The organism is Streptomyces sp. NPDC001663, from assembly GCF_042893105.1.
Classification (GTDB): Bacteria; Actinomycetota; Actinomycetes; order Streptomycetales; family Streptomycetaceae; genus Streptomyces.
Genome location: NZ_JBIAUR010000016.1, coordinates 71,932 through 96,711, shown reverse-complemented (window position 1 = coordinate 96,711; position 24,780 = coordinate 71,932). Strand labels below are relative to the sequence as shown.

Here is a 24,780-nt window from a genome sequence, read left to right as displayed (position 1 = left end):
CGGTTCACGCCACCCGGGTGAACTCCACCGACACCTCCGGCGGTCCGCCGGGCACGCCCCGGTAGATGCCCTTGTGCGGGGTGACGTCGTCGTAGTCGCGGCCCCGGGCCACCACGACGTGGGACTCGTCGGCGCGGGTGCGGTTGGTGGGGTCGTAGCCGCACCAGTCGCCCGCCCAGTACTCGATCCACGCGTGGCTCTGCCCCGCGACGGGCCGGTGCAGTTCCGCCTCCCGCTCCGGGTGGAGGTAGCCGGAGACGTACCGCGCCGGCAGCCCCACGCCCCGCAGCAGGGCGACGGTGAGGTGGGTGATGTCCTGGCAGACGCCCGCGCCCTGCTCCCAGGCCTCCGCGGGGGAGGTGTTCACGCTGGTGGCGCCGGGCAGGTAGGACACCCGGTCGGCGACCAGGGCCGAGACCGCGACCGCCGTCTCGTGCGGGTCGAGTCCGGCCGCCGCCTTCCGTGCCTTCTTGACCAGCTTCGGCGGGACCGTCGTACGGCCCGTCGGGTTCGCGAACTCCAACAGGCGGGACTTCGCGATCCGTTCGGCCAGCTCGTCCCACGTGGGCGCGGCCGGGAGTGGCTCCGCCGGGGACGTCTCGACCAGGCTGGAGGCCGTGATGGTGAGCTTGCCGTGCGGGTCCATCAGGTCGAAGCCGGTGACCTGGGTGCCCCAGTAGTCCCAGTACGACCAGGTGGGCGTCGTCGGGTTCACGGTGACGCGGGCGTCCAGGGTGGTCTGGCCGGGGATCGTCAGCGGCGTCATGCGGACCTCGTTGTGCGAGGAGGCCGCGGGCTGCGCGTAGGAGACCCGGGTGATGTGCTTGATGCGGAGGCGACGAGCCATGTCAGGCTCCTTCCTGGGCCCACTCGACGGGCCCCTGGTACGGGAAGAACCGCTCAGCCACCGCGTCGGCGGACGCCATGCAGGCCTGTTGCAGATCCCGTAGCAGGACCGGCAGTTGGTCTTCGAGGGTGTGGGTGTCCAGGTATTCGAGCCGGGTGCGCAGTCGGCCGATCGGGCGGCGCGCAGGATCCTGGCGGGGGCGGCCGAGCGCCGTCAGGCACTCCTCGGCCGTGGTCAGCGCGTGCAGCGCGGAGCGCGGGAAGTCCCGGTCCAACAGGAGGAATTCGGCCACCCGCGGGGTGTCGCCGAAACCGCCCCACACACGCGCGTACGCCTCGTCGGCACCCGAAGCGCTCAGCAGCGTCGGCCAGTCGGGCGCGTGCGCCGCGTCCAGCACACGGACCGACAGCAGCCGTACGGTCATGTCCACCCGCTCCAGGCTCCGGCCCAGGACGACGAAACGCCAGCTGTCGTCGCGGCTCATGGTCGAGTCGGCCAGTCCGAAGAAGAGGGCCGCTCGCCGCCGTACCAGTTCCAGGTAGGCGTACGGGCCCGTGCGGCGCGCCGCCATCCGCTGGTCGGCGAGCGCGTGCCAGGTGGAGTTGAGGCACTCCCACATTTCGGAGGAGACGGCCTCACGGGCACTGCGCGCGTTCAGCCGGGCGGCGCCCAGCGCGCCCTCGATCGAGCAGGTCGAGCGGGCGTCGAAGGCGAGCTGGTCCAGGACCTGCTGCATGTCGACGCGCTCGCCGCCCGCGTCGACGCCGAGGATCGCGTACAGCGACCGGCAGGCCACGTCCTCGTCGCGCCAGGGGTCCTCGAGCATGCGGTGGAGGTACGCGTCGAGGATGCGGCCCGTGGCGTCCGCCCGCTCGACATAGCGGCCGGTCCAGGTCAGAGCCTCGGCTATCCGGGAGAGGATCACGTCGTTCACTGCTGCTGCGCCCCTTCCTGTACGACGGTGGGGTTGCCGTCGGGTCCGAGCTGACGCGGCGCCACCTCGGGGAGCGAGCCCTCGGCGGCGGGCACCGGCTGCTCGGCCGGGCCCTCCGCGAGCACCCAGGTGTCCTTGGAGCCGCCGCCCTGGCTGGAGTTGACGATCAGGTTGCCCTCCTGGAGGGCGACTCGTGTCAGCCCGCCCGGGAGCACCCAGACATCGTTGCCGTCGTTCACGGCGAAGGGCCTGAGGTCGATGTGGCGCGGGGCCATGCGCTCGCCCGCGAGGGTGGGGGAGGTCGACAGGGCGACGGGCCGCTGGGCGATGAAACCGCGCGGGTCGGCGATCACTGCTTTGCGAGTGCGTTCGAGGGTGTCCTTGTCGGCCTTGGGGCCGATGACGATGCCCTGGCCGCCGGCGCCGTCGACCGGCTTGATGACCAGCCGGTCGATCTGATCGAGGACGGCCTCCAGCTGGCCCGGTTCGTCGGGCCGGAAGGACTCGACGTTCGGCAGAATCGGTTCCTCGGAGAGGTAGTAGCGGATCAGGTCCGGTACGTAGGTGTAGAGCAGCTTGTCGTCGGCGATGCCGTTGCCGACGGCGTTCGCGAGTGTGACGTTTCCTGCCATGGCGGCGCCCATGATGCCGGGGCAGCCGATCACCGAGTCGGGGCGGAAGTGCAGCGGGTCGAGGAAGTCGTCGTCCAGGCGCCGGTATACGACGTGGACGGGTACCTCGCCGCGCGTGGTGCGCATCCACACGCGGTTGTTGCGGCAGACCAGGTCGTGCCCCTCGACCAGCTGCACGCCCATCAGCCGGGCGAGCAGGGCGTGTTCGAAGTAGGCGGCGTTGTTGGGACCCGGGGTGAGCACGACGACCCGCGGGTCCTGCACGCCGTCGGGGGCGGCGGCGCGCAGCGCGGCGAGGAGCCGCTGGCAGTACCCGTCGACGGGCACCACGTGCTGTTCGGCGAAGAGCGACGGGAAGATCCGGGTCATCGCACGCCGGTTCTCGATGACGTACGAAACGCCGCTCGGCACCCGCACGTTGTCCTCGAGCACCCGGAAGTCCCCGGCCTCGTCCCGTACCAGGTCGATGCCGGCGACGTGGATGCGCACCCCGCCCGGTGGCTCGACCCCGTGGGCCGCCCGGTGGAAGTGCGGGGAGTTCAGCAGCAGCCGCCAGGGCACCACGCCGTCCTCGAAGGCGCGGCAGTGCCCGTAGGCGTCGGCGAGGTAGGCCTCCAGGGCCCTGACTCTCTGGCTCACCCCGCGTTGTATGAGATCCCACTCGAGGGCGTCGAGGATCCGCGGCACGAGATCCAGCGGCCAGGGCCGCTCCTCGCCCGCGAAGGCGTAGGTCACACCACGGTCCGTGAAGGCGCGGGCCATCTGGTCCGCCCGGAACCTGAGTTCACTCGGCTCGATCGGCTGCAGCGCCGCCAGCACCGGCTCATAGGCGGTCCTGACTTCACCCGGCCGCTCAAACATCTCGTCCCACGCATCGGCCAACGCGTACGCGTCAAATATGTCCGCCATGAGGGGACGTTAGAGGCGATACGTAACACGACGATCACTGCGGCATTTCCGGGAGCTTGCACGCGCCCCTCGGGCACCACCGTCAGCTTGTTGCAACCCGACGGTCGGAGGCCCGTACAAAATTGGGTGTACGGGTTGTTTTCGGCGCCCGGTTCGTACGGAGCCGTGTTGCGGAGCCGGTCCGGTCCGCGCATAGTTGCGCTGCGGAAGACGGCGAAACCGGGGGTGGGATGGGCGATGGCCGGGCACGGGACGGACGAGCATCCACATGGTGCTGACCGACTGTGCGAGGCCGGGGATCGCGTGTATTCCCGGGCCGTACGGCGGGGCCGTGTGGCGCGCTGTGACGCCGAGCAGGTGCCCTGTCTGCTCGAGCTCGCCCTGCTGCACCCGGACCCCGACGACATGGACTGGCTGGTGCCGACCTCCCCGCAGGAGGTCATGACCCGGCTGCTGCGCGGGGTGTACGACGAGGTCAGCGCGAGCCAGCGGCGCATGGGTTCGGCGGTGGCCGCCTTCGAGTGGTACGCCGGACTCGGCCCGGCGGTGCACCCGGCGGGCGCCGCGGAGGGCTCCGCGATCCGGGTCCTGGACGGGCTCTCGCGCATCCAGGCCGCGATGGACGAGGCGACCGAGGCGTGCACCACGGAGGTCCTCACGGTCCAGCCCGGCGGCATCCGGCCCGAGCACGAACTGACCGAGGGCCTGCACCGGGCGCTCGCGCTGCGCGGCCGGGGCGTACGCATGCGCGACCTGTACACGCACGTGGCGCGGCACGGCCAGGGTCTGCTCAACTACCTGGAGCTGATGGGCGGTTCGGTCGAGGCGCGCACTCTCGACGAGGTGATCGACCGGCTGATCCTCTTCGACCGCAAGGTGGCCTTCATCCCCGCGAACGCGGACCGTACCCTCGCCCTGGAGCTGCGCCACCCGGCCCTGGTCGAGTATCTGGTCACGGTCTTCGAACGCCTCTGGCGCCTGGCGATCCCGCTGACCGCCCCGCTGCCCGACACCGGCATCGAGGGCATCTCCCACCGCGAGCAGTCCATCGCGGCGCTGCTGGCGGAGGGCCACCAGGACGCGGTGATCGCCGAGCGGCTCGGCATAAGCGTCCGCACCTGCCGCGCTCACATCGCGCGCCTCTCCGAGACCCTCGGCGCGGCCAGCCGCACCCAACTCGGCGTCAGGATCGCGCAGGTGGGGCTGGACGGACCGCGCGACCCCGCCTCGTACCTCAGCCTGCCTGATCAAGGATCCCCGAGCGTCCGATGAGAAAGCCGAGCTGAGCCCGGCTCTCGCTGCCCAGCGTCGCCGCCAGCTTGGCGATGTGGACGCGGGCGGTGCGCACGTTCATGCCGAGCCGGTCGGCGATGACGGCGTCGGTGTGCCCCTCGACGAGCAGGGCGGCTATGGCCCGCTGGCGGGGCGTCACACCGCCGAGGGACGGGCGCTGGACGGCCTCGGGATACATCGGCACCGCCAGCCGCCACAGCCGGTCGAAGGTGGTGACGAAGAACGACAGCAGCGCGGGATGGCGGACCTCGAGGGCGAGCGAGAGGTCGGCGCTCGCCGGTACGAACGCCACGGCCCGGTCGATGACGAGCAGCCGGTCCGTCACCTCGTCCAGGGTGCGCGCCTCGACGTCGCCCTCCAGCTGCTCGTAGCGGGCCAGCACCGAGGGCGCGTGCCGCAGCGTGTGCTGGTACAGGGTGCGGATGCGGCCGCCGCGGTTCAGGAGCACCTGGTCGCGGGCGAGGGCGGCCGCCCGGCGCTCCGGGGAGATCCTGGTGTGGGTGGTGTGCGGCTGGATGGCGAGGAGTTCGCCGGAGGCCTCGGTCAGGGCCTGGTCGAGGGCGATGTTGATGCGCTCGAGGCCGCTGAGGATTCTGAGCGTCGGGGTGTCCGTGGCGTCCGCCCGGCGGTCACCGATCCGCAGCAGCGGCTCGAACGCCTCGGCCAGCCGCTCGCCGCGGCGCCGCTCGTCCGCGATGCGGTCCTCGGAGACCCGCAGCAGCCGGCGCAGCGCGACGGCGGGTGCGACGGGCTCCAGCCAGTCGAGGTCCTCGACCGTCGGGTGCAGCAGCCCGAAGTCCACCAGACAGGGCGCCGGTTCGGCGTCCGCGGCCCGGACGCGGCCCTCCCGCACCGCGCGCTCGTACAGCAGGGCCCCGGCGGCGCAGAGGTCCTCCACGCCGTGCCCGGGGTGCGCCGGCCCGCTCACCGTGCCACCCCCTGCCGGTCTCAGTCGCGGTCCAGGATGCCGGACTGGGCTATGAGAAAGCCGAGTTGGGCCCGGCTGCCGCTGCCCAGGGCGGCCGCCAGCTTGGCTATGTGCGCCCGGCAGGTGCGGACGTTCATGCCGAGCCGCCGGGCGATCGCCTCGTCGACGTGGCCCTCGATGAGCAGCTTGGCTATGGAGCGCTGGACGCCGGTGATGCCCTCTGGGGTGGACTCGTAGGGAACCTCGTCCATCAGCGGGGTGGCCCGCTGCCAGAGCTGTTCGAAGACCTTGATCAGGTACTGCACGAGGCCGGGGTGGCGCAGCTCCAGGGCGACCGTCCGGTCGTCCTGGGCGGGGATGAAGGCGACCGAGCTGTCGCAGATGATGAGCCGCTCGATGAGTTCCTCGAGCGTGCGGATCTCGACCTTGGCACCTGCCATCTGGTCCATGTACGCGTACGTGCTCTGGCTGTGCCGCACGGTGTGCTGGTAGAGCGTGCGCATGGAGATGCCCCGCTCGATCAACGGCTTGCTGCGCTTGAGCGCCTGGCTGAGGATGTGCTCGGGCCGGCTGCCGCCGGGCTGCACCGTCAGGACCTCGGTGCGGGCCTCGGCGATCGCCACGTCGAGCGCCGCGTGGATGCGGTCGATGCCCTCCAGCACGGTGATCGCGTGCGTGGTAGCCGGTTTCTGGGCACTGATGTCCAGGAACGGCTGGAAGGCGTCCGCCAGGTCGAGGGTGGCCCGCCGCCGGTCCTGGATCTCCCGTTCCAGGGGCTGCAGTTGCTGCGCGAGCACGACGGACGGAGGAACCGGGCGCAGCCAGTCGGCGTCGTCCGGATCGGGATGTAGCAGGGCGAACTCCAGCAGACAGGGCGCGTTCTCGACCTCGTTCCTGGAGATACGTCCGGAACTGAGAGCACTGGCGTAGAGACGCGCCCCGTCGGCACACAGGTCTGTGATGTCGTGAGGATGTGTCGGTTTTGTGCTCTTTGATGGCAAATCTCCACCCCCCAGGGTCCTGAACGTGCAGGAACATGATGCATCTCTTGTGTGGCATTGACGTGCCTGAATGAGCCATCGTCTTGTTTCACGGGGGAGAGGAAGCCATCAAGTGAGGACGAAGCCGACCATGAAAAAGAGAATGCTTCGCTCGGTGCTTGCCACTGCCTTCGTAGTCGCGCTGGCCAGCGGTGCGGCTGGTCCTCTCGACGTCGGCTGGGTGAGCCCGACCAAGACCGAGCACGTCAGCGCCCAGGATGTCGGCTGGTCGGTCACCGCGGCCGGCACCGGCGACGTCGGCTGGGTGGTCGTCGCCGGCGACAACCCCACGGACGTCGGCTGGTCGACTCCGGCGGGCGCTGAAGCATGACCACGCCTCCCGACGACCGCTCCTTCCGGCGCGAAATGGCCACGGCCTATCGCTCCGGCTGGCACTTCATCGACCTGGTCACCGCGATCCCCCACTCCGGTGACTCGTTGATGGTGACCGTCTTCGGTGAGCCGGTCGTCGTCACGCGCGACGAGGACGAGGACGTGCGCGCGTACCGGTGTCTGCGGCGGCCTCGGGGGGCGCCGCAGCCCGTGCGATGTGCCATTCGGTACGGGATGATCTTCGTGAACCTCGACCAACGAGACCACCGGCTGGTGGAACCGGAAACCCCCGATGTTCGGACCATTTCAGCCACCCCCCGCAGTGCCTGACGCGATTCCCCCGTCGTAACAGATCGCTCAGGTGCTTCCCCCCGCAGCGGCGTCACCGTGACCTGAACACGGTGACGCCGCTGCAGTTTTGGCGGACATTTCCCGCTATCGGCCGTCTCGCGCCGTGCCGGCTCGTGGCCGAAAACAGCCGGGCGAACGGTCAGATGTTGCCCATGGCGCGCGTGAGGTCGATCTCGATCACCACACGTGACGGGTTCGGCGACGGCGTGCGCTCGTAGCGCTCGGCATAGCGCCGCTCGGCCTCCGCGACCCGCTCCGGCTCGGACCGTACGACGGCCCGGCCCTCCAGCGTCGCCCAGCGCCGCCCGTCCACCTGGCACACCGCGACGCGCGCCCCCTCGGACCCGGCGGCCAGCACGTTGACCACCTTCCTGCTCGTCTTGCTCGCGATCACCCGAGCAAGTCCGGCCTCGGGGTCGTATGTGACCCCGACGGGTACGACATGCGGGCTGCCGTCCGGGCGCGGAGTGGTCAGCGTGCACAGGTGCCGCTCCCGCCAGAAGTCGAGATATGCCGCACTGGGCGCGCCGGGGTCCTTCGTGTAGGTCGCCATGGCCACGGAACCTAGCCGTTCGGGCCTCCCGTCCCTCGCCTTGAGTGGAATAGACTCAACTTTGTGTACGCTGACTGAGTCAGACACGGGAGACGGCTGACGCAAGGAGGAGACAGCGAACGTGGACGCCGAGCTGACCAACCGGAGCCGGGACGCGATCAACGCGGCCAGTAACCGGGCAGTGTCCGCAGGACACCCCGACCTCACCCCCGCGCACTTGCTGCTTGCGCTGCTCCAGGGGCAGGACAACGAGAACATCGTCGACCTTCTCGCGGCCGTGGACGCCGACCAGGCCGCCGTGCGCGCGGGTGCCGAGAAGGTGCTCGCCGGTCTGCCCAGCGTGACCGGCTCCACCGTCGCGCCGCCGCAGCCCAACCGCGAACTGCTCGCCGTCATCGCCGACGCGCAGGAGCGCGCCCGTGACCTCGGCGACGACTACCTCTCCACCGAGCACCTGCTGATCGGCATCGCCGCGAAGGGCGGCCCCGCCGCTGACGTACTGTCCGGGCAGGGGGCCGGTGCGAAGAAGCTGCAGGAGGCCTTCCAGAAGGCGAGGGGGGGACGCCGGGTGACCACACCCGACCCGGAGGGCCAGTACAAGGCCCTGGAGAAGTTCGGCACGGACTTCACGGCCGCGGCGCGCGAGGGCCTGCTCGATCCGGTCATCGGCCGGGACCAGGAGATCCGCCGTGTCGTGCAGGTGCTGTCGCGCCGTACGAAGAACAACCCGGTCCTCATCGGCGAGCCCGGCGTCGGCAAGACCGCCGTCGTCGAGGGTCTCGCCCAGCGGATCGTCAAGGGTGACGTGCCGGAGTCCCTCAAGGACAAGCGGCTGGTCGCGCTGGACCTCGGTGCGATGGTCGCGGGTGCGAAGTACCGCGGTGAGTTCGAGGAGCGCCTGAAGACCGTCCTGGCCGAGATCAAGGACTCCGACGGCCAGATCATCACCTTCATCGACGAGCTGCACACCGTCGTCGGCGCGGGCGCCGGCGGCGACTCCGCGATGGACGCCGGCAACATGCTGAAGCCGATGCTGGCGCGTGGCGAGCTGCGCATGGTCGGCGCGACGACGCTGGACGAGTACCGCGAGCGGATCGAGAAGGACCCGGCCCTGGAGCGCCGTTTCCAGCAGGTGCTGGTCGCCGAGCCGACGGTCGAGGACACGATCGCGATCCTGCGCGGGCTCAAGGGCCGCTACGAGGCTCACCACAAGGTGCAGATCGCCGACAGTGCACTCGTCGCGGCCGCGACCCTCTCCGACCGCTACATCACCTCCCGCTTCCTGCCCGACAAGGCCATCGACCTCGTCGACGAGTCGGCCTCCCGGCTGCGCATGGAGATCGACTCCTCGCCCGTCGAGATCGACGAACTCCAGCGCGGCGTCGACCGGTTGAAGATGGAGGAGCTGGCGCTGGAGAAGGAGACCGACCCGGCCTCCCGCGAGCGCCTGGAGCGGCTGCGCCGCGATCTCGCCGACAAGGAGGAGGAGCTGCGGGGCCTGACCGCCCGCTGGGAGAAGGAGAAGCAGTCCCTCAACCGCGTCGGTGAACTCAAGGAGAAGCTCGACGAGTTGCGCGGCACGGCCGAACGGGCCCAGCGCGACGGCGACTTCGACACCGCCTCCAAGCTCCTCTACGGCGAGATCCCCACCCTGGAAAGGGACTTGGAGGCCGCTTCCGAGGCCGAGGAGGAGGCCGCCAAGGGCACCATGGTCAAGGACGAGGTCGGCGCCGACGACATCGCGGACGTCGTCGCCGCCTGGACCGGCATTCCCGCCGGCCGCCTCATGGAGGGCGAGACGCAGAAGCTCCTGCGCATGGAGGAGGAGTTGGGCCGTCGCCTGATCGGCCAGCAGGAGGCCGTGCAGGCGGTTTCCGACGCGGTACGGCGCACCCGCGCCGGCATCGCCGACCCCGACCGCCCGACCGGCTCCTTCCTCTTCCTCGGCCCGACGGGCGTCGGCAAGACCGAACTCGCCAAGGCGCTGGCAGACTTCCTCTTCGACGACGAGCGGGCGATGGTCCGCATCGACATGTCGGAGTACGGCGAGAAGCACAGCGTCGCCCGCCTGGTCGGCGCCCCTCCCGGCTACGTCGGCTACGAGGAGGGCGGCCAGCTCACGGAGGCGGTGCGCAGGCGCCCGTACAGCGTGATCCTGCTGGACGAGGTCGAGAAGGCCCACCCCGAGGTCTTCGACGTCCTGCTCCAGGTGCTGGACGACGGGCGGCTGACGGACGGTCAGGGCCGAACGGTCGACTTCCGCAACACGATCCTGGTGCTGACGTCGAACCTGGGCAGCCAGTTCCTGGTCGACCCGCTGACCGGCGAGGAGGAGAAGAAGGAGCAGGTCCTGGAGGTCGTCCGGACGTCCTTCAAGCCGGAGTTCCTCAACCGCCTCGACGACCTGGTCGTCTTCTCCGCCCTGTCGAAGGACGAGCTGGGGCGCATCGCCCGCCTCCAGATCGACCGGCTCGCGAAGCGCCTCGCGGAACGCCGCCTCACCCTGGAGGTCACCGACGAGGCCCTGGCCTGGCTCGCCGACGAGGGCATGGACCCGGCCTACGGCGCCCGCCCGCTGCGCCGCCTCGTCCAGACCGCCATCGGCGACCGCCTCGCCAAGGAGATCCTCGCGGGCGAGGTCAAGGACGGCGACACGGTCCGCGTGGACGCGTTCGGCGACGGGCTGATCGTGGGCCCGGCGACCGGCAAGACGCTGTAGACGAGCGGAGCCGCGGCAGGCCCGTCACCCTGGTGGGTGGCGGGCCTGTGTCGTTCTGCCGCTGGTCGGGGGTGACCGGATCGTGTCAGCCCGTGGCTGACAGGGCCGTCGGGGCTTGCCACCCCCCTCCCCGGATGAGGGAGGATGACTGAATCCGTACGAAGGGAAATTCACGGTGACCATCGACCCGTCCTCGATTCCGAACTTCGGGGGCCAGCCCGAGCCGCAGCCCCAAGGACCGGCGGGCCCCGTCGTCCCGGATCAGGACCTCGTGAAGCAGCTCCTCGACCAGATGGAGCTCAAGTATGTCGTCGACGACGAGGGTGACCTCGCGGCGCCGTGGGAGCAGTTCCGTACGTACTTCATGTTCCGTGGTGAAGGGGACCAGCAGGTCTTCTCCGTGCGGACGTTCTACGACCGCCCCCACAAGATCGACGAGAAGCCGCAGCTGCTGGAGTCCATCGACGACTGGAACCGGCGGACCCTGTGGCCCAAGGTCTACAGCCACACCCACGACGACGGCACCGTCCGCCTGATCGGCGAGGCGCAGATGCTGATCGGCACCGGTGTCGCCCTGGAGCACTTCGTGTCCTCCACGGTCAGCTGGGTGCGCGCCGCCATCGAGTTCGACAAGTGGCTCGTCGAGCAGCTCGGCCTCGAGCAGGAGGTCAACGAGGCGGAGAAGCCCGAGGACGACGAGGAGTAGTCCTCGCTCCGCTGCACAAGGCCTTACAGCGGCGTGTTGGCGATCACGACCAGATACGCCCCGTAGCAGAACGAGAGCCCGGCCAGGGCACCGACCACCACGGTCGCGTGCCGGGGCCGGGCTCTCGCCGTGCGGACCAGGGCGCGGGCGAGCGGCAGCAGCAGCGGGAAGGCCGGCAGCAGGAACCGGGGCTTGGACTCGAAGAACCCGGACCCGCCCAGCGTGATCAGCAGCAGTACGCCGCCGTAGACGACGAGGGGGAGCGGGGCGCGGTCGGCGAGCAGGAGGGCGAAGAGCAGCACGGCGGCCGCGACGATCACCATCGTCATGGGGAACACGAACCGGTCCCCGCGCAGCAGCAGGCGGTGCACGAACTGCAGCGACCCCCGCCCGAAGTCGAACCGCGACCCCCACAGCCGCTGCACCTCGAAGTACCCGCCGAGCAGATCCCCCTTCCGCCGTCCCACCCACAGCACATACGCCATCCACCCGACCGGCGCGAGCGCCGCGCCCGTCCACAGCCTGTGGGTAACCCTTCCGCGCCGCCTCACGACCTCGTACGCCGCCGCCGCGAGCACCGCCGCCGCGACCGCGAACCCGTTGGGCCGGGCCAGCCCCGCCGCCAGCGCCAGCGCGCCCGCCCAGACCCAGCGCCGGGTGAGCACGGCGTACAGCGCCCAGGCGGCGAAAGCGGTGAGCACGGGCTCGGTGTACGCCATGGACAGCACGACGGAGTGCGGCAGCAGACCCCACAGCAGCACCAGCGCGGTGCCCACCGCCCGCCCGTACAGCCGGGCACCGACGGCGTAGATCCCGCAGGCGGCGACCGCGGCCGCGAGCCACGACACGACCAGTCCGGCGGCGCCCCCGGCCAGCGGCGTCAGGGTCGTCACGCCCCGTACGAGCGCCGGGTAGAGCGGGAAGAACGCCAGGTCGCTGTGGACGACGTCGGGCCGGAAGTGCAGGGTGTGCCCGTACCCGTGCGCGGCGATCCCCAGGTACCACAGCGAGTCCCAGGACCGCCCGAGCAGCGCGAACGGATTCCGCCCGGCCGCCCAGGAGAGCAGGGCCACCACGACACCGCCGAGCAGCCGGGCGAACACGAACAGCCCGAGGGCCCCACCCATGGCCGCCACCACTGACGGCTGAGCGCGCTCCTCGGCGCCGGCGCCGGGGCGGGGTCCGGTGACGGAGGCTGGTGCGAGGGTACTGGCGTGGGTCACACCGGCACATTGCAGGGTGAACCGGGCAAGCGCGAGTGGTGCGCATCCGGGCGGGTACGGATTCGCGCCGTCCGGCGTGGCGGCGTGACGCGCGCTCGAAAAACGGCCCGCCGGATCAGCCCGCCAAGGTCTTCAGCCGCTTGGCCGCCTCCTCCAGCACTCCCGTCTGCTTGCAGAACGCGAACCGCACGAAAGGCGCCCCCGCGTCCCGGTGGTCGTAGAACACGGCGTTCGGGATGGCGACCACGCCGGCGCGCTCCGGGAGGGCGCGGCAGAAGGCGAAGCCGTCCGTCTCGCCCAGGGGGCGGATGTCGGTGGTGATGAAGTAGGTGCCGGACGTGGTGAAGACCTCGAAGCCCGCGTCCCTCAGGCCCGTCGCCAGCAGGTCCCGCTTGGCGCGCATGTCCTCGCGGAAGGCCGTGAAGTACGTGTCGGGAAGGGACAGGGCCTCCGCCACCGCGTACTGGAACGGGCCCGACGACACATACGTCAGGAACTGCTTCGCCGAGCGGACCGCCGAGACCAGGCCCGGGGACGCCGTCACCCAGCCGACCTTCCAGCCGGTGAAGGAGAAGGTCTTGCCGGCCGAGCCGATGGTGACCGTCCGCTCCCGCATGCCCGGGAAGGTGGCCAGGGGGAGGTGCTCGGCGTCGTCGAAGACCAGGTGCTCGTAGACCTCGTCCGTGACGACGAGCAGGTCGCGCTCCACCGCCAGCTCGGCGATGGCCGTCAGCTCCTCGCGGGTGAGGACGGTGCCGGTGGGGTTGTGGGGTGTGTTGATGAGAAGCAAGCGGGTCCGGTCGGTGACCGCCGCGCGCAGTTCGTCGAGGTCAAGACGGAAGCTGCCCTCGTGCGGGCGCAGGGTCACCGGGACCCGCTTGCCGCCCGCCATCGCGATGCAGGCCGCGTACGAGTCGTAGTACGGCTCGAAGGCGATCACCTCGTCGCCGGGTTCCACCAGGGCCAGCAGGGACGCGGCGATGGCCTCCGTGGCGCCCGCCGTGACCAGGACCTCGCTGTCGGGGTCGTAGGAGAGGCCGTAGCGGCGCTCCTGGTGGGCGGCGATCGCCGTGCGCAGTTCGGGGATGCCGGGGCCCGGAGGGTACTGGTTGCCGCGGCCGTCGCGCAGCGCCCGTACCGCCGCCTCCCGCACCTCCTCGGGGCCGTCCGTGTCGGGAAAGCCCTGGCCCAGGTTGATCGAGCCCGTCTGCACGGCCAGGGCCGACATCTCGGCGAAGATCGTCGTCCCGAACTCGGCGAGCCGGCGGTTGAGGAAGGGGCGGTTGCTGGAGGTCATGCCGGTCATCCTGCGCCGAAGCTCTGGAGTTCCTCAACTCTGCTTTGGCCGGTGAGACGGCCGGGCATCCCCCGTTCACGCAAGGACCGGGGCGCCCACGGGGGGTCGCTTCGGGGGACTCGGAAGGAGGGTGGCGCCATGGGTATCGGCATCATCCTGGCTCTGGCAGTGGTCTTCGTCGTCGTCGCGGCCGGCCTCGCGGCCGCCGGGCGGGGCGGGCGGAAGACGGTCAGGTCGAACCTGCGGGGCGGGCACCGCGGCAGCGGCAGCAGCAGCTGGTGGGCCGGCGGGGGCGACGGCGGCTCCTCGGGCGGGCACCACGGAGGCCACCACTCCTGCGGCGGCGGCCACTCCTGCGGGGGCCACTCGTCCTGCGGCGGCGGCTCGTCCTGCGGTGGCGGCGGCGGATGCGGTGGAGGCAGCTGACACGGGGCAGCCGAGCTCCACCAGGGGGAACCGCAACCACTCCCGTCACTCCCATCGAGCGCCCGCCGGTGCCCACGCCCCGGCGGGCGCTCGCACGTTCCGGCGTGCGCCGTGGCCGCCGTGGCGTACGCCGTGGTTGAACAGTTGAGCTGTGGAGCCCTCTGAGGGATGGAAACCCCACGAACTTGGGTAAAAACGCTGTGGCGGCGCCACAGTTCATGATTCCCTCTAAATCACCAACCCAGCCCCTCGGACGGCGTCCTGCGGCACCTTCCTGACCTTCCGACTGGGCTGACCGGGCCGATCCCCCCACTGTCGCCCGGGTGTGCCGGACCCCCACACTCCCTTTCATTGCGTGCTAGCGGAGCCGACCCATGCTCACGACCCTGAACACCTCTTACAGCGACACGCGCGCGGCCGACCTCGCCTGGGCCCTGGGGCGCGAGCCGCTTCCCGCACTGGCCACGCTCGACCTCGAACTGGCCGGGGCCAAGCTGCAGTTGAGACTCCTCGGCGCATCCCACCAGGTGCTCCTGGAGGAGGAGCGGGGCAGCTGTTCGGAGACGGTGGCCTGCATCGCGGGCAGCAGCACCCCGCTGCCGCTGGGCGTGGCCAAGCGGGTGGGGGACTGGGAGTACGAGTTCGCGGCGCGGGTCGAGGTCCTCTCACCGGGCTCCTTCGCGGGCCGCGCCCAGGAGTTGCTGGCCCTGGTCTCCGACCACCCCAACGGCCTCGCCGGCGTCTTCCCCGGCAGCCCCCATGCCTTCACCGCGCTGCTGGCGCAGTGGCACGAGGGGCAGGTCCACTGGCGGACCTGGCACGCGTACCCGCAGGACGGGCAGTTGGTGGCGACGCGGACGAGAGTGGGTGTACGAGTGCCGGTGAGCTCGGGCAGTCTCAGCCCGTCCGGCATCTGAGGGCTTCCAAACGTGCGGTGGCGAAACGCTACACAGTTCCACACGTGTGGGTGACCAAGCGTGACTCTCCCGTGACGTAACGTCGCAGTCGTGATCGAGCCGCACGCGCCAGCACCACCCGGCAGCCCGCCCCCGTGGCCGGGCCCGGCGCCGCTGCCGGTGCGGCCGAGCACCGGACGGTTCCTCGTCCTCGCGTGCGTCTTCGTCTGCGCCGCATGCGGACTCGTGTACGAACTCGAACTGGTCGCCCTGGCCTCGTACTTGATCGGCGACTCGGTCACCCAGGCCTCGGTCGTGCTGTCCGTCATGGTGTTCGCGATGGGCATCGGCTCGCTCGCCGCGAAGCGACTGCGCTGGCATGCCGCGGCCGGCTTCGGCGCGATCGAGGCGACGCTCGCGCTCGTCGGCGGCTGCAGTGCGATGGCGCTGTACGCCGTGTTCGCGTGGACCGGCGACTGGGGCGGCCTGTGGGCGTGCGGCCCGCGCTGGCTGCTGGTCGCCTTCTCGCTCACCATCGGCCTGCTGATCGGTGCCGAAGTGCCCCTGCTGATGGAGCTGATCCAGCGCATCCGGCGCCAGGACGCAGGCGGCGCAGTGGCCGACCTCTTCGCCGCGGACTACGTCGGCGCACTGGTCGGCGGACTCGCCTTCCCCTTCCTTCTCCTGCCCCTGCTGGGCCAGTTGACCGGCGCCCTGATCACCGGCGCCGTCAACGCGATCGCGGGCGGCGCCCTCGTCCTCGGCCTGTTCCGCCGCGACCTCACCCGCCGCGCCCGCTGGCTGCTGCTGATCGCCAACGTCACCGTGCTCGGCGTCCTCGCCTCCGCCGCCGTCCTGGTCGACGACTTCGAACGGGCCGCCCGGCACGCCGTTTACGGCAGGGATGTACGCGTGGCGCAGCAGACCGGCAGCCAGGAGGTCGTCCTGACCGGCGGTACCGACGGCCGCCCCCTCGCCCTCTTCCTCGACGGCCGTCTGCGCGTCAGCGGCCGCGACGAACACCGCTACCACGAGGCCCTGGTCCACCCCGCGATGAACGGCCCGCACGCGCGCGTGCTCATCCTCGGCGGCGGTGACGGCCTGGCCGCCCGCGAGGTGCTGCGCCACGAGGGCGTACGACAGGTCGACATCGTCGAACTCGACGCCGACGTCGTGCGGTTGGCCCGCCGCGACCCCGCACTCTCGAAGCTCAACGGCCGTGTCTACGACGACCCACGCGTGCGCGTGACGACCGCCGACGCCTTCCGCTGGCTGCGCACGGCGCCCACGGCGGCGTACGACGTGGTGATCTCGGACCTCCCCGACCCGGGCATCACCGCCAGCACCAAGCTGTACTCCCAGGAGTTCTACGGCCTCGCGCGCCGCGTCCTAGCCCCCGGAGGCCGCCTGGTGGTGCACGCGGGCCCGTGCGCCGACCGCCCGCGCGTGTTCTGGACGGTCGACGCGACCCTGCGCGCCGCCGGCCTGCGCACCGCCCCCTACCGCGTCGGCGGCCGCGACTCCGGCTTCACCGCGGGCCCCGACCGCATGACGGACGGCGCCCGCACACCCCGCGACTGGGGCTTCGTCCTGGCCTCCGCGGACACCCGCCCCCGCCTGCGCCTCGACCCGCACGAGCCGCCCCTGCGCACCCTCACCCAGCCGACCCTGACGGCCGACGGAAAGGCGGCCGCGCTCACCCGCATCGACGGGCTGCCGGCGTCGACGCTGGTACACCCCCGGTACTGACCGCGGACAAACCCGTACGGCGGTCCGTCCCGCCCCCGCGCATCCTCGTCCTCACCCGACGCGCGGTCACTTTCGACCAACGGGGGTGCAGGACCCGGCCACCTGGGTAGGCTCGCGTGCCATGGAGCATGAGGTGTTCGTTCCGGTTCCGGCCCAGCGGCTGAGGGAGGCCCTCGCCGATCCCGCGCAGGTGGCCCGGGCGGTGCCCGGGCTCCAGCAGGACGCCGGCGCCGAGCCCGTCACCGGGCGCCTGAAAGTGCGCGTCGGCAGCCACTCCGTCACCTACCGCGGCACCGTACGCGTCACCGCGCAGGACGACGGTTCCTACGCCGCCGAGGGCGACGCCACCGAGACCCGCGGCACCGGCTCGGTCAAGCTCGCCCTCACCCTCCGCGTCACCGACGCCGACGGCGGCTCCACGCTGGCCTTCGAGGGCACCGCCTCCGCGGACGGCCGCGTCACCGAACTCCCGGCCGAGCAGGTCGCCTCCGCCGTGGCCCGGCTGCTGAACCGTTTCGCGGAGAACCTGGGCACGCAGACGGGCGAGGAGCCGGCGGAGGAAGCGGAGACCCCCGAGCCCCTGGTCACCCAGGAATTCGAGCCCAAGGCGACCAGTGACTTCGAAACGACCCCGGACGCCGACGACGCACCGGCCCCCGCGCCCGAGCCCGCCGAGCACACCTCCGTCTTCGACACCGAGGTCCCCCCGCCGTCCCTCGACCCGCAGGCCGAGGAGGACGAGGAGCAGAACGGGGAGGAGCGCGAGGAACCGGTGGAACCGGCAGAAGCAACTGCCGCCCCCGCCCCCGCCCCCGCCGAGTTCACCGAGCCCCCCGAACCCCCCGCCGAAGCGGCGCACGCCCGGCGCACGATGATCGGCCGCAGCGCGGAGGAGGTCGACCACGCCCCGCCGCGCGGCCGCTACGCCCCCGTGCCCGCCCCGCAGACGGTCGCGCCGGGCTCGCCCCTGCGCTGGGCGGCCCCGGCGGCGGCGCTCGTCCTCGCGTCGGCGATCGTGGTGAGCCGGGTGCTGCGCAGGCGCCGCTGAGAGCGGTGCACCGGGGTCTTGATCGCCCCAGTAGGGTCGTCCCGTGAGTAACGAAGACATCACGCTGACCGCGGGCGACGCGGAGGTGACCGTGCAGCCGGGCAACGGCGGCCGGGTCGGAGGACTGCGCGTCGGTGGTATCGAACTGCTCCGCCAGGGCGAGCGGTTCGGGTGCTTCCCGATGGTCCCCTGGTGCGGGCGGATCCGCGACGGCCGCTTCCGGGACGGCGCGACCGTCCACCAGATGCCGCTCAACTCTCCGCCGCACGCCATCCACGGCACCGTCCGCGACGGCGCCTGGCGCACCGCGCGCGTGAACACCGACGAGGCGGTCATCACGTACGACCTGGTGGAGCCCTGGCCCTACGCCGGCCGCGTCACGCAGCAGTTCGTCCTCACGCCGGAGTCCCTGACCCTGACGATGGCCGTGGAGACGATCGACTCCTCCTTCCCGGCCCAGATCGGCTGGCACCCCTGGTTCAACCGGAACCTCGGCGGCGAGGACGTCCGCCTGGACTTCACCCCCGCCTGGCAGGAGGAGCGCGGCGCGGACCACCTCCCCACCGGCAACCGCGTCGACCCGCGCCCCGGCCCCTGGGACGACTGCTTCGGCATGCCCGGCGGCGTCGACGTGACCCTGACCTGGCCCGGGCAGCTGGAGCTGAAGGTGGCCAGCCGCGAGGAGTGGGTCGTCGTCTACGACGAGCAGGAGGCCGCCGTATGCGTGGAACCGCAGACCGGCCCGCCCGATGGCCTGAACACCCTGCCGCGCCAGGTCACCCCGCTGGAACCGCTCGAAGCCACGACCGTCTGGACTTGGCACCGCCTTTAAGCTGACAGGCATGACGGACGTACGCGGCGAGCTGCTGCAGCAGATCAAGGACAAGGCCGTGGTGCACGGCAAGGTGACCCTCTCCTCGGGTCTGGAGGCCGACTACTACGTCGACCTGCGCCGCATCACCCTCGACGGCGAGGCCGCCCCGCTGGTCGGACAGGTGCTGCTGGACCTGACCGCCGACCTCGACTACGACGCGGTGGGCGGCCTGACCATGGGCGCCGACCCGGTCGCGGGAGCCATCCTGCACGCGGCCGCCGCGCGCGGTAAGCGCGTCGACGCCTTCGTCGTACGGAAGGCGGCGAAGGCGCACGGCCTGCAGCGCCGCGTCGAGGGACCGGACATCGCGGGCCGGCGGGTCCTGGTCGTCGAGGACACCTCCACCACCGGCGGCTCTCCGCTGACCGCCGTCGAGGCGGTGCGCGAGGCGGGCGCGGAGGTCGTCGCCGTCGCCACGATCGTCGACCGCGCGACCGGTGCCGCCGAGAAGATCCAGGACGGCGCCGGAGTGCCGTACCTCTTCGCCTACTCCAAGGACGACCTGGGCCTCGACTGAGTTGTCCACAAGCCGGACAGGGCGGGCAAAGCATCCGGCCAAGTCTGGAAAGATGTGGCCCGACGATGACGTCACCCCCAAGGTCTAGGTCAGGGCCGTAGTAGTAGATCGTCAACCCGCACATACCAAGGAGCGGACAGATGCCCATCGCAACTCCCGAGGTCTACAACGAGATGCTGGACCGGGCGAAGGCAGGCAAGTTCGCCTACCCGGCCATCAACGTGACCTCGACCCAGACCCTGCACGCGGCCCTGCGCGGTTTCGCGGAGGCGGAGAGCGACGGCATCGTCCAGATCTCGACCGGCGGTGCCGAGTTCCTGGGCGGCCAGTTCAGCAAGGAGATGGTGACCGGCTCGGTCGCCCTCGCCGAGTTCGCGCACATCGTCGCCGAGAAGTACCCGGTCAACGTCGCGCTGCACACGGACCACTGCCCGAAGGACAAGCTCGACGGGTACGTACGTCCGCTGCTGGCGATCTCCGAGGAGCGCGTGAAGGCGGGCGGCAACCCGCTCTTCCAGTCGCACATGTGGGACGGCTCCGCCGAGACCCTGGCCGACAACCTGTCCATCGCGCAGGAGCTGCTCGAGCAGGCCCGTCGCGCCAACATCATCCTCGAGGTGGAGATCACCCCGACCGGTGGCGAGGAGGACGGCGTCTCGCACGAGATCAACGACTCCCTGTACACCACGGTCGAGGACGCGATCCGTACGGCGGAGGCCCTGGGCCTCGGCGAGAAGGGCCGCTACCTGCTCGCCGCGTCCTTCGGCAACGTGCACGGCGTGTACAAGCCGGGCAATGTCGTGCTCCGTCCCGAGCTGCTGAAGGAGCTGAACGAGGGCGTTGCCGCCAAGTTCGGCAAGCAGTCCCCGTTCGACTTCGTCTTCCACGGCGGCTCCGGCTCCACCGAGGAGGAGATCCGCACCTCGCTGGAGAACGGCGTCGTGAAGATGAACATCGACACGGACACCCAGTACGCCTTCACCCGCCCGGTCGCGGACCACATGTTCCGCAACTACGACGGTGTCCTGAAGGTCGACGGCGAGGTCGGCTCCAAGAAGACCTACGACCCGCGCACCTGGGGCAAGCTGGCCGAGGCGTCCATGGCGGCCCGTGTCGTCGAGGCCACGCAGAACCTGCGCTCGGCGGGCAACAAGATCAAGTAAGCGGCGCTGCTTCGACCGCTTCACAGCGAGCCCGGTGCTACGGCGCCGGGCTCGCTGTATACCTGTGGTCATGCCCGACGTCCGGATCGCCTCCCCGCAGGGCAAGTGGATCCTGCTGACCACCGTGCTCGGCTCCAGCATGGCGATGCTGGACTCGACTGTCGTCAACGTCGCCCTCCCGCGCATCGGCCGCGATCTGGACGCCGACCTGGCCGCGCTCCAGTGGACGGTCAACGCGTACATGCTGACGCTGGCCGGGCTGATTCTGCTCGGTGGCTCCCTGGGCGACCACTACGGCCGCCGCAAGATCTTCGTGATCGGGGTGGTGTGGTTCGCGGCGGCCTCCCTGCTGTGCGGGGTGGCGCCCAGCACGGGTGTGCTCATCGCGGCCCGCGCACTGCAGGGCGTCGGAGGAGCGCTCCTCACCCCCGGCTCCCTGGCCCTGATCCAGGCGTCCTTCCATCCCGACGACCGGGGCCGGGCGGTCGGCCTGTGGTCCGGCTTCGGCGGGATCGGGGCGGCGGTCGGCCCGTTCCTGGGCGGCTGGCTGGTGGACGGCCCCGGCTGGCGCTGGGTGTTCCTGCTCAACGTTCCGCTTGCGCTGCTGTGCGCGCCCATCGCCGTACGGCACGTCCCCGAGTCCGCCGACGGCCGCAGCCACGGCCGGTTCGACGTCCTCGGCGCGGCGCTGGGCGCCCTGGCGCTCGCCCTGGTGACGTACGCGCTGATCGAGGCCCGCGATGCTTCCGCGGCCGTCGTGCTCACGGCGGTCGCCGGGCTGGTCGCGGGAGTGGCCTTCTTCTACGTCGAGAAGCGCCGCCCGGACCCGATGATGCCGCTCGACATCTTCGCGTCCCGCCAGTTCACGGCGGTCAACCTGGTCACCCTGTGCGTGTACGCGGCGCTCGGCGGCTTCTTCTTCCTGGCCGCGGTCCAGCTCCAGGTCGCCGTGGGCTGGTCGGCCCTCGCCGCCGGTACGGCGCTGCTGCCGACGACCGCCATGATGCTGCTGTTCTCGGCCCGCTCGGGCGCCCTCGCCGACCGCATCGGCCCGCGCATCCCGCTCACCGTGGGCCCGCTGGTGGCCGCGGCCGGAATGCTGCTGATGCTGCGGGTCGGGCCGGGCGCCTCGTACGTGCGCGACGTACTGCCCGCCGTTCTGGTCCTCGGCGTCGGCCTGGTCACCCTGGTGGCACCCCTGACCGCCACCGTCCTCGCCTCCGTGGAGACCGCGCGGGCGGGCCTGGCCAGCGGCATCAACAACGCGGCGGCCCGCGTGGCCGGCCTGATCGCGGTGGCCGCGCTGCCGCTGCTCGCGGGGATGGGCCCGGAGGCCTACCGCTCCCCGGAGGCCTTCGACGACGCCTTCCACCGGGCGATGCTCATCTGCGCCGGAGTGCTGGTGGTGGGCTCGGCGGTGGCCTTCGCGACAGTACGGCCGCTGCCACCGGGCTGCCGGCGCCCGGAGTGCCGCACGCACGGGGCGATCGCCGCTCCGCCGCTGGAGGGGGAGCGGGCGCGGGGCCGTATCGCATAGGGGCCGGTCCTCCGCACCCACGAATGCGCATGGCGCAAACTGAAGGCATGGCCATTCACGAAAACCTTCTCGGGGGCCCGCCCCCGACCCACCTCCCCGACGACCCCGAGCCCCGCGAGCTGCTGGCGAACGGCACCGCGCCGGCGGATGTCGCCGCCAAGTACCCGACGTCCTCGCTGGCCTGGGCCCAGCTGGCCGACGAGGCGTTCGAGCGGGGCAGCGTCGTGGAGTCGTACGCCTACGCCCGTACGGGCTACCACCGCGGCCTCGACGCCCTGCGCCGCAGCGGCTGGAAGGGCCACGGCCCGGTCCCCTGGGAGCACGAGCCGAACCGCGGCTTCCTGCGCGCCCTGCACGCCCTCGCCCGCGCCGCGGGTTCGATCGGCGAGCAGGAGGAGTACGAGCGCTGCAGCCAGTTCCTGAAGGACTCCTCCCCGACGGCGGCCCAGACCCTCGGCTAGCCGTACGCGTATCGGTGCAGGTCCGCCCGGTGTGACCGGGCGGACCTTGCGGTTTCGGGGGACGATTGTGGAGGATGCCCGGTGGGGACCGGGGCCCCCGTGTCGATAACGGCAGGGGCGGACCGCTACCCGGAGCACATTGCAGGAGACCGCGATGTCCCACTTGGCCCAGCCCGCAGAGGCTCAGGAGCCCGAGACCCCGCATCTCGACTTCCAGGGAACGACCCCGTACGAGGACTACGTCAAGGCCGACGTCCTCACCCACCTCCAGCACACCCTCTCCGAGGACCCTGGAGAGATGGTCTTCCTGGTCACGACCCAGGTCATGGAGCTGTGGTTCACCGTCGTCGTGCACGAGTGGGAGACCGCGGCCCACGCACTCCGCTCGGACGACGTCCCGACCGCCGTCGCCGCGCTCAAGCGCTCCGTACGGGAGCTGGAGGCGCTGAACGCCTCCTGGAAGCCGCTCGGCCAGCTGACCCCGGCCCAGTTCAACTCGTACCGCTCCGCCCTCGGCGAGGGCTCCGGCTTCCAGTCGGCGATGTACCGCCGGATGGAGTTCCTGCTCGGCGAGAAGTCCGCGTCCATGCTGGTCCCGCACCGCGGCGCGCCCCGCGTCCACGCCGAACTGGAGAAGGCGCTCGCCGAGCCGAGCCTGTACGACGAGGTGCTGCGGCTCATGGCACGGCGCGGGTGCGCGATCCCGGGGTCGGTCCTCCGGCGCGACGTCTCGCGGCGCTACGAGCCGAACGAGGCCGTCGAGGCCGCCTGGACCGCGGTCTACGCGGGCGACGAGAACGCCGAACTCGCCCGGCTGGGCGAGGCGTTGACCGACGTGGCCGAGCTGGTGTGGCGATGGCGCAACGATCACCTGGTCGCCACCCGCCGCGCCATGGGCGCCAAGCCCGGCACGGGCGGCTCGGCCGGCGTGGCCTGGCTGGAGAAGCGCGCGCAGAAGAACGTCTTCCCCGAGCTGTGGACGGCGCGGTCCCATGTCTGAACTCACGGTGCAGGCAGGGAAGTCGGACGCTGCGGACGAACTTGCCGGGCTGCGCAAGCAGTTCGTGCTGGACGAGGTCGTCTACCTGGACGGGAACTCGCTCGGCGCGCTGCCGACGGCGGTCCCGGGGCGGGTGGACGACGTCGTACGGCGGCAGTGGGGCGAGCTGCGCATACGGTCCTGGGACGAGAGCGGCTGGTGGACGGCGCCGGAGCGGATCGGCGACCGCATCGCACCGCTGGTCGGGGCGGCGGCCGGGCAGATCGTCGTCGGCGACTCGACAAGTGTCAATGTCTTCAAGGCACTTGTCGCCGCCGTGCGGATGGCGGGAGCGGGCCGGGACGAGATCGTCGTCGACGCGACGACCTTTCCCACGGACGGGTACATCGCCGAGTCGGCCGCCCGGATGACGGGGTGCACGCTGCGTCCAGTGGTCCCGGGGGACGTGCCGGGCGTGCTCTCCGACCGTACGGCCGCCGTCCTGCTGAACCACGTCGACTACCGCACCGGCCGCCTGCACGACCTGCCCGGTCTCACGGCGGAAGTGCACGCGGCGGGCGCGGTCGCCGTCTGGGACCTGTGCCACAGCGCGGGCGCGCTGCCGGTCGGCCTCGACGAGCACGGCGTGGACCTGGCGGTCGGCTGCACCTACAAGTACCTGAACGGCGGCCCGGGTTCACCGGCGTACCTCTATGTACGCCGTGACCTGCAGGAACGCTTCGACTCCCCGCTGCCCGGCTGGAACTCCCACGTGGAGCCCTTCGGCATGCGCCCCGGCTACGAACCGGCCGCGGGCGCGCTCCGGGGTCGCGTCGGCACCCCGGACATCCTCTCCATGCTCGCCCTGGAGGCGGCGCTGGAGGTCTGGGAGGGCGTGTCGATCGAGGCGGTGCGCGCCAAGTCCCTCGCGCTGACGGACTTCTTCCTGAAGTGCGTGGGGGAGTACGTCCCGGCGGGGCGGGTGGAATCGCTGACTCCGGTGGCCCACGAGGAGCGCGGCAGCCAGGTGGCGCTGCGCTGCGCGGACGCCGGGGATGTGATGAAGCGGCTCATCGAGCGGGGCGTGGTCGGGGACTTCCGGCACCCGGACGTGCTGCGGTTCGGATTCACACCGCTGTACGTCGGCTTCGGGGATGTGGAGCGGGCGGCCCGGGTGCTGGGGGAGACACTGGGCGGGTAGCTTGCGTGCTTTTGGCATGCGGGTGCGGGCCGGGCGGTCACGGTGCCGCCCGGCCCGCGCGCGTCACAGAACCGTTTTGTCCTCACCGTGCGTGACATCCCCGTGTCCGCGCACGTCACCGGCCTGGTACCGTCCCCGCCAACGGCCGATGTGGCAGCTGGTCC

The 24,780-nt window shown here is 71.3% G+C and carries 24 protein-coding genes; 16 read left to right on the top strand and 8 right to left on the bottom strand.

The genetic code is table 11. From position 1 onward, the window contains the following. Window positions 1-4 precede the first annotated feature (4 nt). Genes ACFY1L_RS40850 through ACFY1L_RS40840 form a run of 3 tightly spaced genes read right to left on the bottom strand, consistent with a single transcriptional unit; the run spans window position 5 to window position 3,322 of the window. Window positions 5-847: a transglutaminase domain-containing protein gene (locus ACFY1L_RS40850; protein ID WP_388836582.1), complete on the bottom strand. Its 843-nt coding sequence runs from the start codon at window positions 845-847 to the stop codon at window positions 5-7. Between the two features lies 1 nt (window position 848). Beyond that, on the bottom strand, window positions 849-1,781 hold the full coding sequence (locus ACFY1L_RS40845; RefSeq protein WP_388836579.1) for an alpha-E domain-containing protein: 933 nt from the start codon (window positions 1,779-1,781) through the stop codon (window positions 849-851). Further along, entirely contained in the window at window positions 1,778-3,322 is a 1,545-nt protein-coding gene (locus tag ACFY1L_RS40840) for a circularly permuted type 2 ATP-grasp protein (protein WP_388836576.1), read from the bottom strand. Before ACFY1L_RS40840 ends, ACFY1L_RS40845 begins: the two co-directional genes overlap by 4 nt. Window positions 3,323-3,559: 237 nt before the next feature. Here ACFY1L_RS40840 and ACFY1L_RS40835 point away from each other — a divergent pair, with 237 nt between their 5' ends. After that, window positions 3,560-4,594: a LuxR C-terminal-related transcriptional regulator gene (locus tag ACFY1L_RS40835; protein WP_388836573.1), complete on the top strand. Its 1,035-nt coding sequence runs from the start codon at window positions 3,560-3,562 to the stop codon at window positions 4,592-4,594. On the opposite strand, the gene ACFY1L_RS40830 is transcribed toward ACFY1L_RS40835, so the two are convergent. Next, complete coding sequence (locus ACFY1L_RS40830; protein ID WP_388836570.1) at window positions 4,557-5,543, bottom strand: LuxR C-terminal-related transcriptional regulator; 987 nt, start codon at window positions 5,541-5,543, stop codon at window positions 4,557-4,559. The two genes, ACFY1L_RS40835 and ACFY1L_RS40830, sit on opposite strands and share 38 nt — an antisense overlap. A 20-nt stretch (window positions 5,544-5,563) precedes the next feature. After that, the gene (locus ACFY1L_RS40825) at window positions 5,564-6,544 is read right to left on the bottom strand and encodes a helix-turn-helix transcriptional regulator (protein WP_361275723.1); all 981 of its coding nucleotides are present in this window, start codon (window positions 6,542-6,544) and stop codon (window positions 5,564-5,566) included. A 154-nt stretch (window positions 6,545-6,698) separates the two neighbouring features. On the opposite strand from ACFY1L_RS40825, the gene ACFY1L_RS40820 reads away from it, so the two are divergent. Both ACFY1L_RS40820 and ACFY1L_RS40815 read left to right on the top strand, forming a co-directional pair. Then, entirely contained in the window at window positions 6,699-6,914 is a 216-nt protein-coding gene (locus ACFY1L_RS40820; protein ID WP_361275720.1) for a hypothetical protein, read from the top strand. After that, window positions 6,911-7,246 carry a hypothetical protein gene (locus ACFY1L_RS40815; protein ID WP_016437222.1) on the top strand — a complete coding sequence of 112 codons (336 nt, stop codon included), beginning with the start codon at window positions 6,911-6,913 and terminating at the stop codon, window positions 7,244-7,246. The genes ACFY1L_RS40820 and ACFY1L_RS40815 overlap by 4 nt, the downstream gene beginning before the upstream one ends. Window positions 7,247-7,406: 160 nt before the next feature. On the opposite strand, the gene ACFY1L_RS40810 is transcribed toward ACFY1L_RS40815, so the two are convergent. Further along, window positions 7,407-7,820 carry a pyridoxamine 5'-phosphate oxidase family protein gene (locus ACFY1L_RS40810; RefSeq protein ID WP_388836565.1) on the bottom strand — a complete coding sequence of 138 codons (414 nt, stop codon included), beginning with the start codon at window positions 7,818-7,820 and terminating at the stop codon, window positions 7,407-7,409. A 121-nt stretch (window positions 7,821-7,941) separates the two neighbouring features. On the opposite strand from ACFY1L_RS40810, the gene clpB reads away from it, so the two are divergent. Together clpB and ACFY1L_RS40800 are read left to right on the top strand one after the other, a co-directional pair. Then, entirely contained in the window at window positions 7,942-10,539 is a 2,598-nt protein-coding gene (clpB, locus tag ACFY1L_RS40805; protein WP_388836562.1) for an ATP-dependent chaperone ClpB, read from the top strand. A 175-nt stretch (window positions 10,540-10,714) separates the two neighbouring features. Continuing rightward, window positions 10,715-11,245: a YbjN domain-containing protein gene (locus ACFY1L_RS40800; protein ID WP_388836559.1), complete on the top strand. Its 531-nt coding sequence runs from the start codon at window positions 10,715-10,717 to the stop codon at window positions 11,243-11,245. Window positions 11,246-11,268: 23 nt separating this feature from the next. Here the strand turns inward: ACFY1L_RS40800 and ACFY1L_RS40795 are convergent, their stop codons facing one another. Together ACFY1L_RS40795 and ACFY1L_RS40790 are read right to left on the bottom strand one after the other, a co-directional pair. Continuing rightward, window positions 11,269-12,468, bottom strand: a complete 1,200-nt coding sequence (locus ACFY1L_RS40795) for a hypothetical protein (RefSeq protein WP_388836556.1) — start codon at window positions 12,466-12,468, stop codon at window positions 11,269-11,271. A 115-nt stretch (window positions 12,469-12,583) separates the two neighbouring features. Next, the gene (locus ACFY1L_RS40790) at window positions 12,584-13,774 is read right to left on the bottom strand and encodes a pyridoxal phosphate-dependent aminotransferase (protein ID WP_388836553.1); all 1,191 of its coding nucleotides are present in this window, start codon (window positions 13,772-13,774) and stop codon (window positions 12,584-12,586) included. A gap of 129 nt (window positions 13,775-13,903) precedes the next feature. Between ACFY1L_RS40790 and ACFY1L_RS40785 the strand changes: the two genes are divergently transcribed. The 11 genes from ACFY1L_RS40785 to kynU all read left to right on the top strand — a co-directional run bounded on the left by ACFY1L_RS40785 (window position 13,904) and on the right by kynU (window position 24,616). After that, on the top strand, window positions 13,904-14,191 hold the full coding sequence (locus ACFY1L_RS40785; RefSeq protein WP_388836550.1) for a hypothetical protein: 288 nt from the start codon (window positions 13,904-13,906) through the stop codon (window positions 14,189-14,191). Window positions 14,192-14,565: 374 nt separating this feature from the next. Beyond that, the gene (locus tag ACFY1L_RS40780) at window positions 14,566-15,108 is read left to right on the top strand and encodes a DUF2617 family protein (protein ID WP_388836547.1); all 543 of its coding nucleotides are present in this window, start codon (window positions 14,566-14,568) and stop codon (window positions 15,106-15,108) included. A gap of 90 nt (window positions 15,109-15,198) precedes the next feature. Further along, a complete protein-coding gene (locus tag ACFY1L_RS40775) occupies window positions 15,199-16,836 on the top strand; it encodes a polyamine aminopropyltransferase (RefSeq protein ID WP_388836544.1) in 1,638 nt (545 codons plus the stop codon). A 121-nt stretch (window positions 16,837-16,957) separates the two neighbouring features. Further along, on the top strand, window positions 16,958-17,884 hold the full coding sequence (locus tag ACFY1L_RS40770; RefSeq protein ID WP_388836542.1) for an SRPBCC domain-containing protein: 927 nt from the start codon (window positions 16,958-16,960) through the stop codon (window positions 17,882-17,884). Between the two features lie 43 nt (window positions 17,885-17,927). Continuing rightward, window positions 17,928-18,716, top strand: a complete 789-nt coding sequence (locus ACFY1L_RS40765) for an aldose 1-epimerase (protein WP_388836539.1) — start codon at window positions 17,928-17,930, stop codon at window positions 18,714-18,716. A 10-nt stretch (window positions 18,717-18,726) separates the two neighbouring features. Continuing rightward, entirely contained in the window at window positions 18,727-19,275 is a 549-nt protein-coding gene (gene pyrE / locus ACFY1L_RS40760) for an orotate phosphoribosyltransferase (protein ID WP_388836536.1), read from the top strand. Between the two features lie 140 nt (window positions 19,276-19,415). Further along, window positions 19,416-20,438: a class II fructose-bisphosphate aldolase gene (fbaA, locus tag ACFY1L_RS40755; protein WP_388836533.1), complete on the top strand. Its 1,023-nt coding sequence runs from the start codon at window positions 19,416-19,418 to the stop codon at window positions 20,436-20,438. 70 nt (window positions 20,439-20,508) lie between these two features. Then, window positions 20,509-21,975, top strand: coding sequence for an MFS transporter (locus ACFY1L_RS40750; RefSeq protein ID WP_388836530.1), 1,467 nt, complete (start codon window positions 20,509-20,511; stop codon window positions 21,973-21,975). A 47-nt stretch (window positions 21,976-22,022) separates the two neighbouring features. Beyond that, on the top strand, window positions 22,023-22,436 hold the full coding sequence (locus ACFY1L_RS40745; RefSeq protein ID WP_388836527.1) for a DUF3151 domain-containing protein: 414 nt from the start codon (window positions 22,023-22,025) through the stop codon (window positions 22,434-22,436). A gap of 154 nt (window positions 22,437-22,590) precedes the next feature. After that, window positions 22,591-23,436, top strand: coding sequence for a tryptophan 2,3-dioxygenase family protein (locus tag ACFY1L_RS40740; RefSeq protein ID WP_388836524.1), 846 nt, complete (start codon window positions 22,591-22,593; stop codon window positions 23,434-23,436). After that, window positions 23,429-24,616: a kynureninase gene (kynU, locus tag ACFY1L_RS40735; RefSeq protein ID WP_388836521.1), complete on the top strand. Its 1,188-nt coding sequence runs from the start codon at window positions 23,429-23,431 to the stop codon at window positions 24,614-24,616. Before ACFY1L_RS40740 ends, kynU begins: the two co-directional genes overlap by 8 nt. Window positions 24,617-24,780 lie beyond the last annotated feature (164 nt).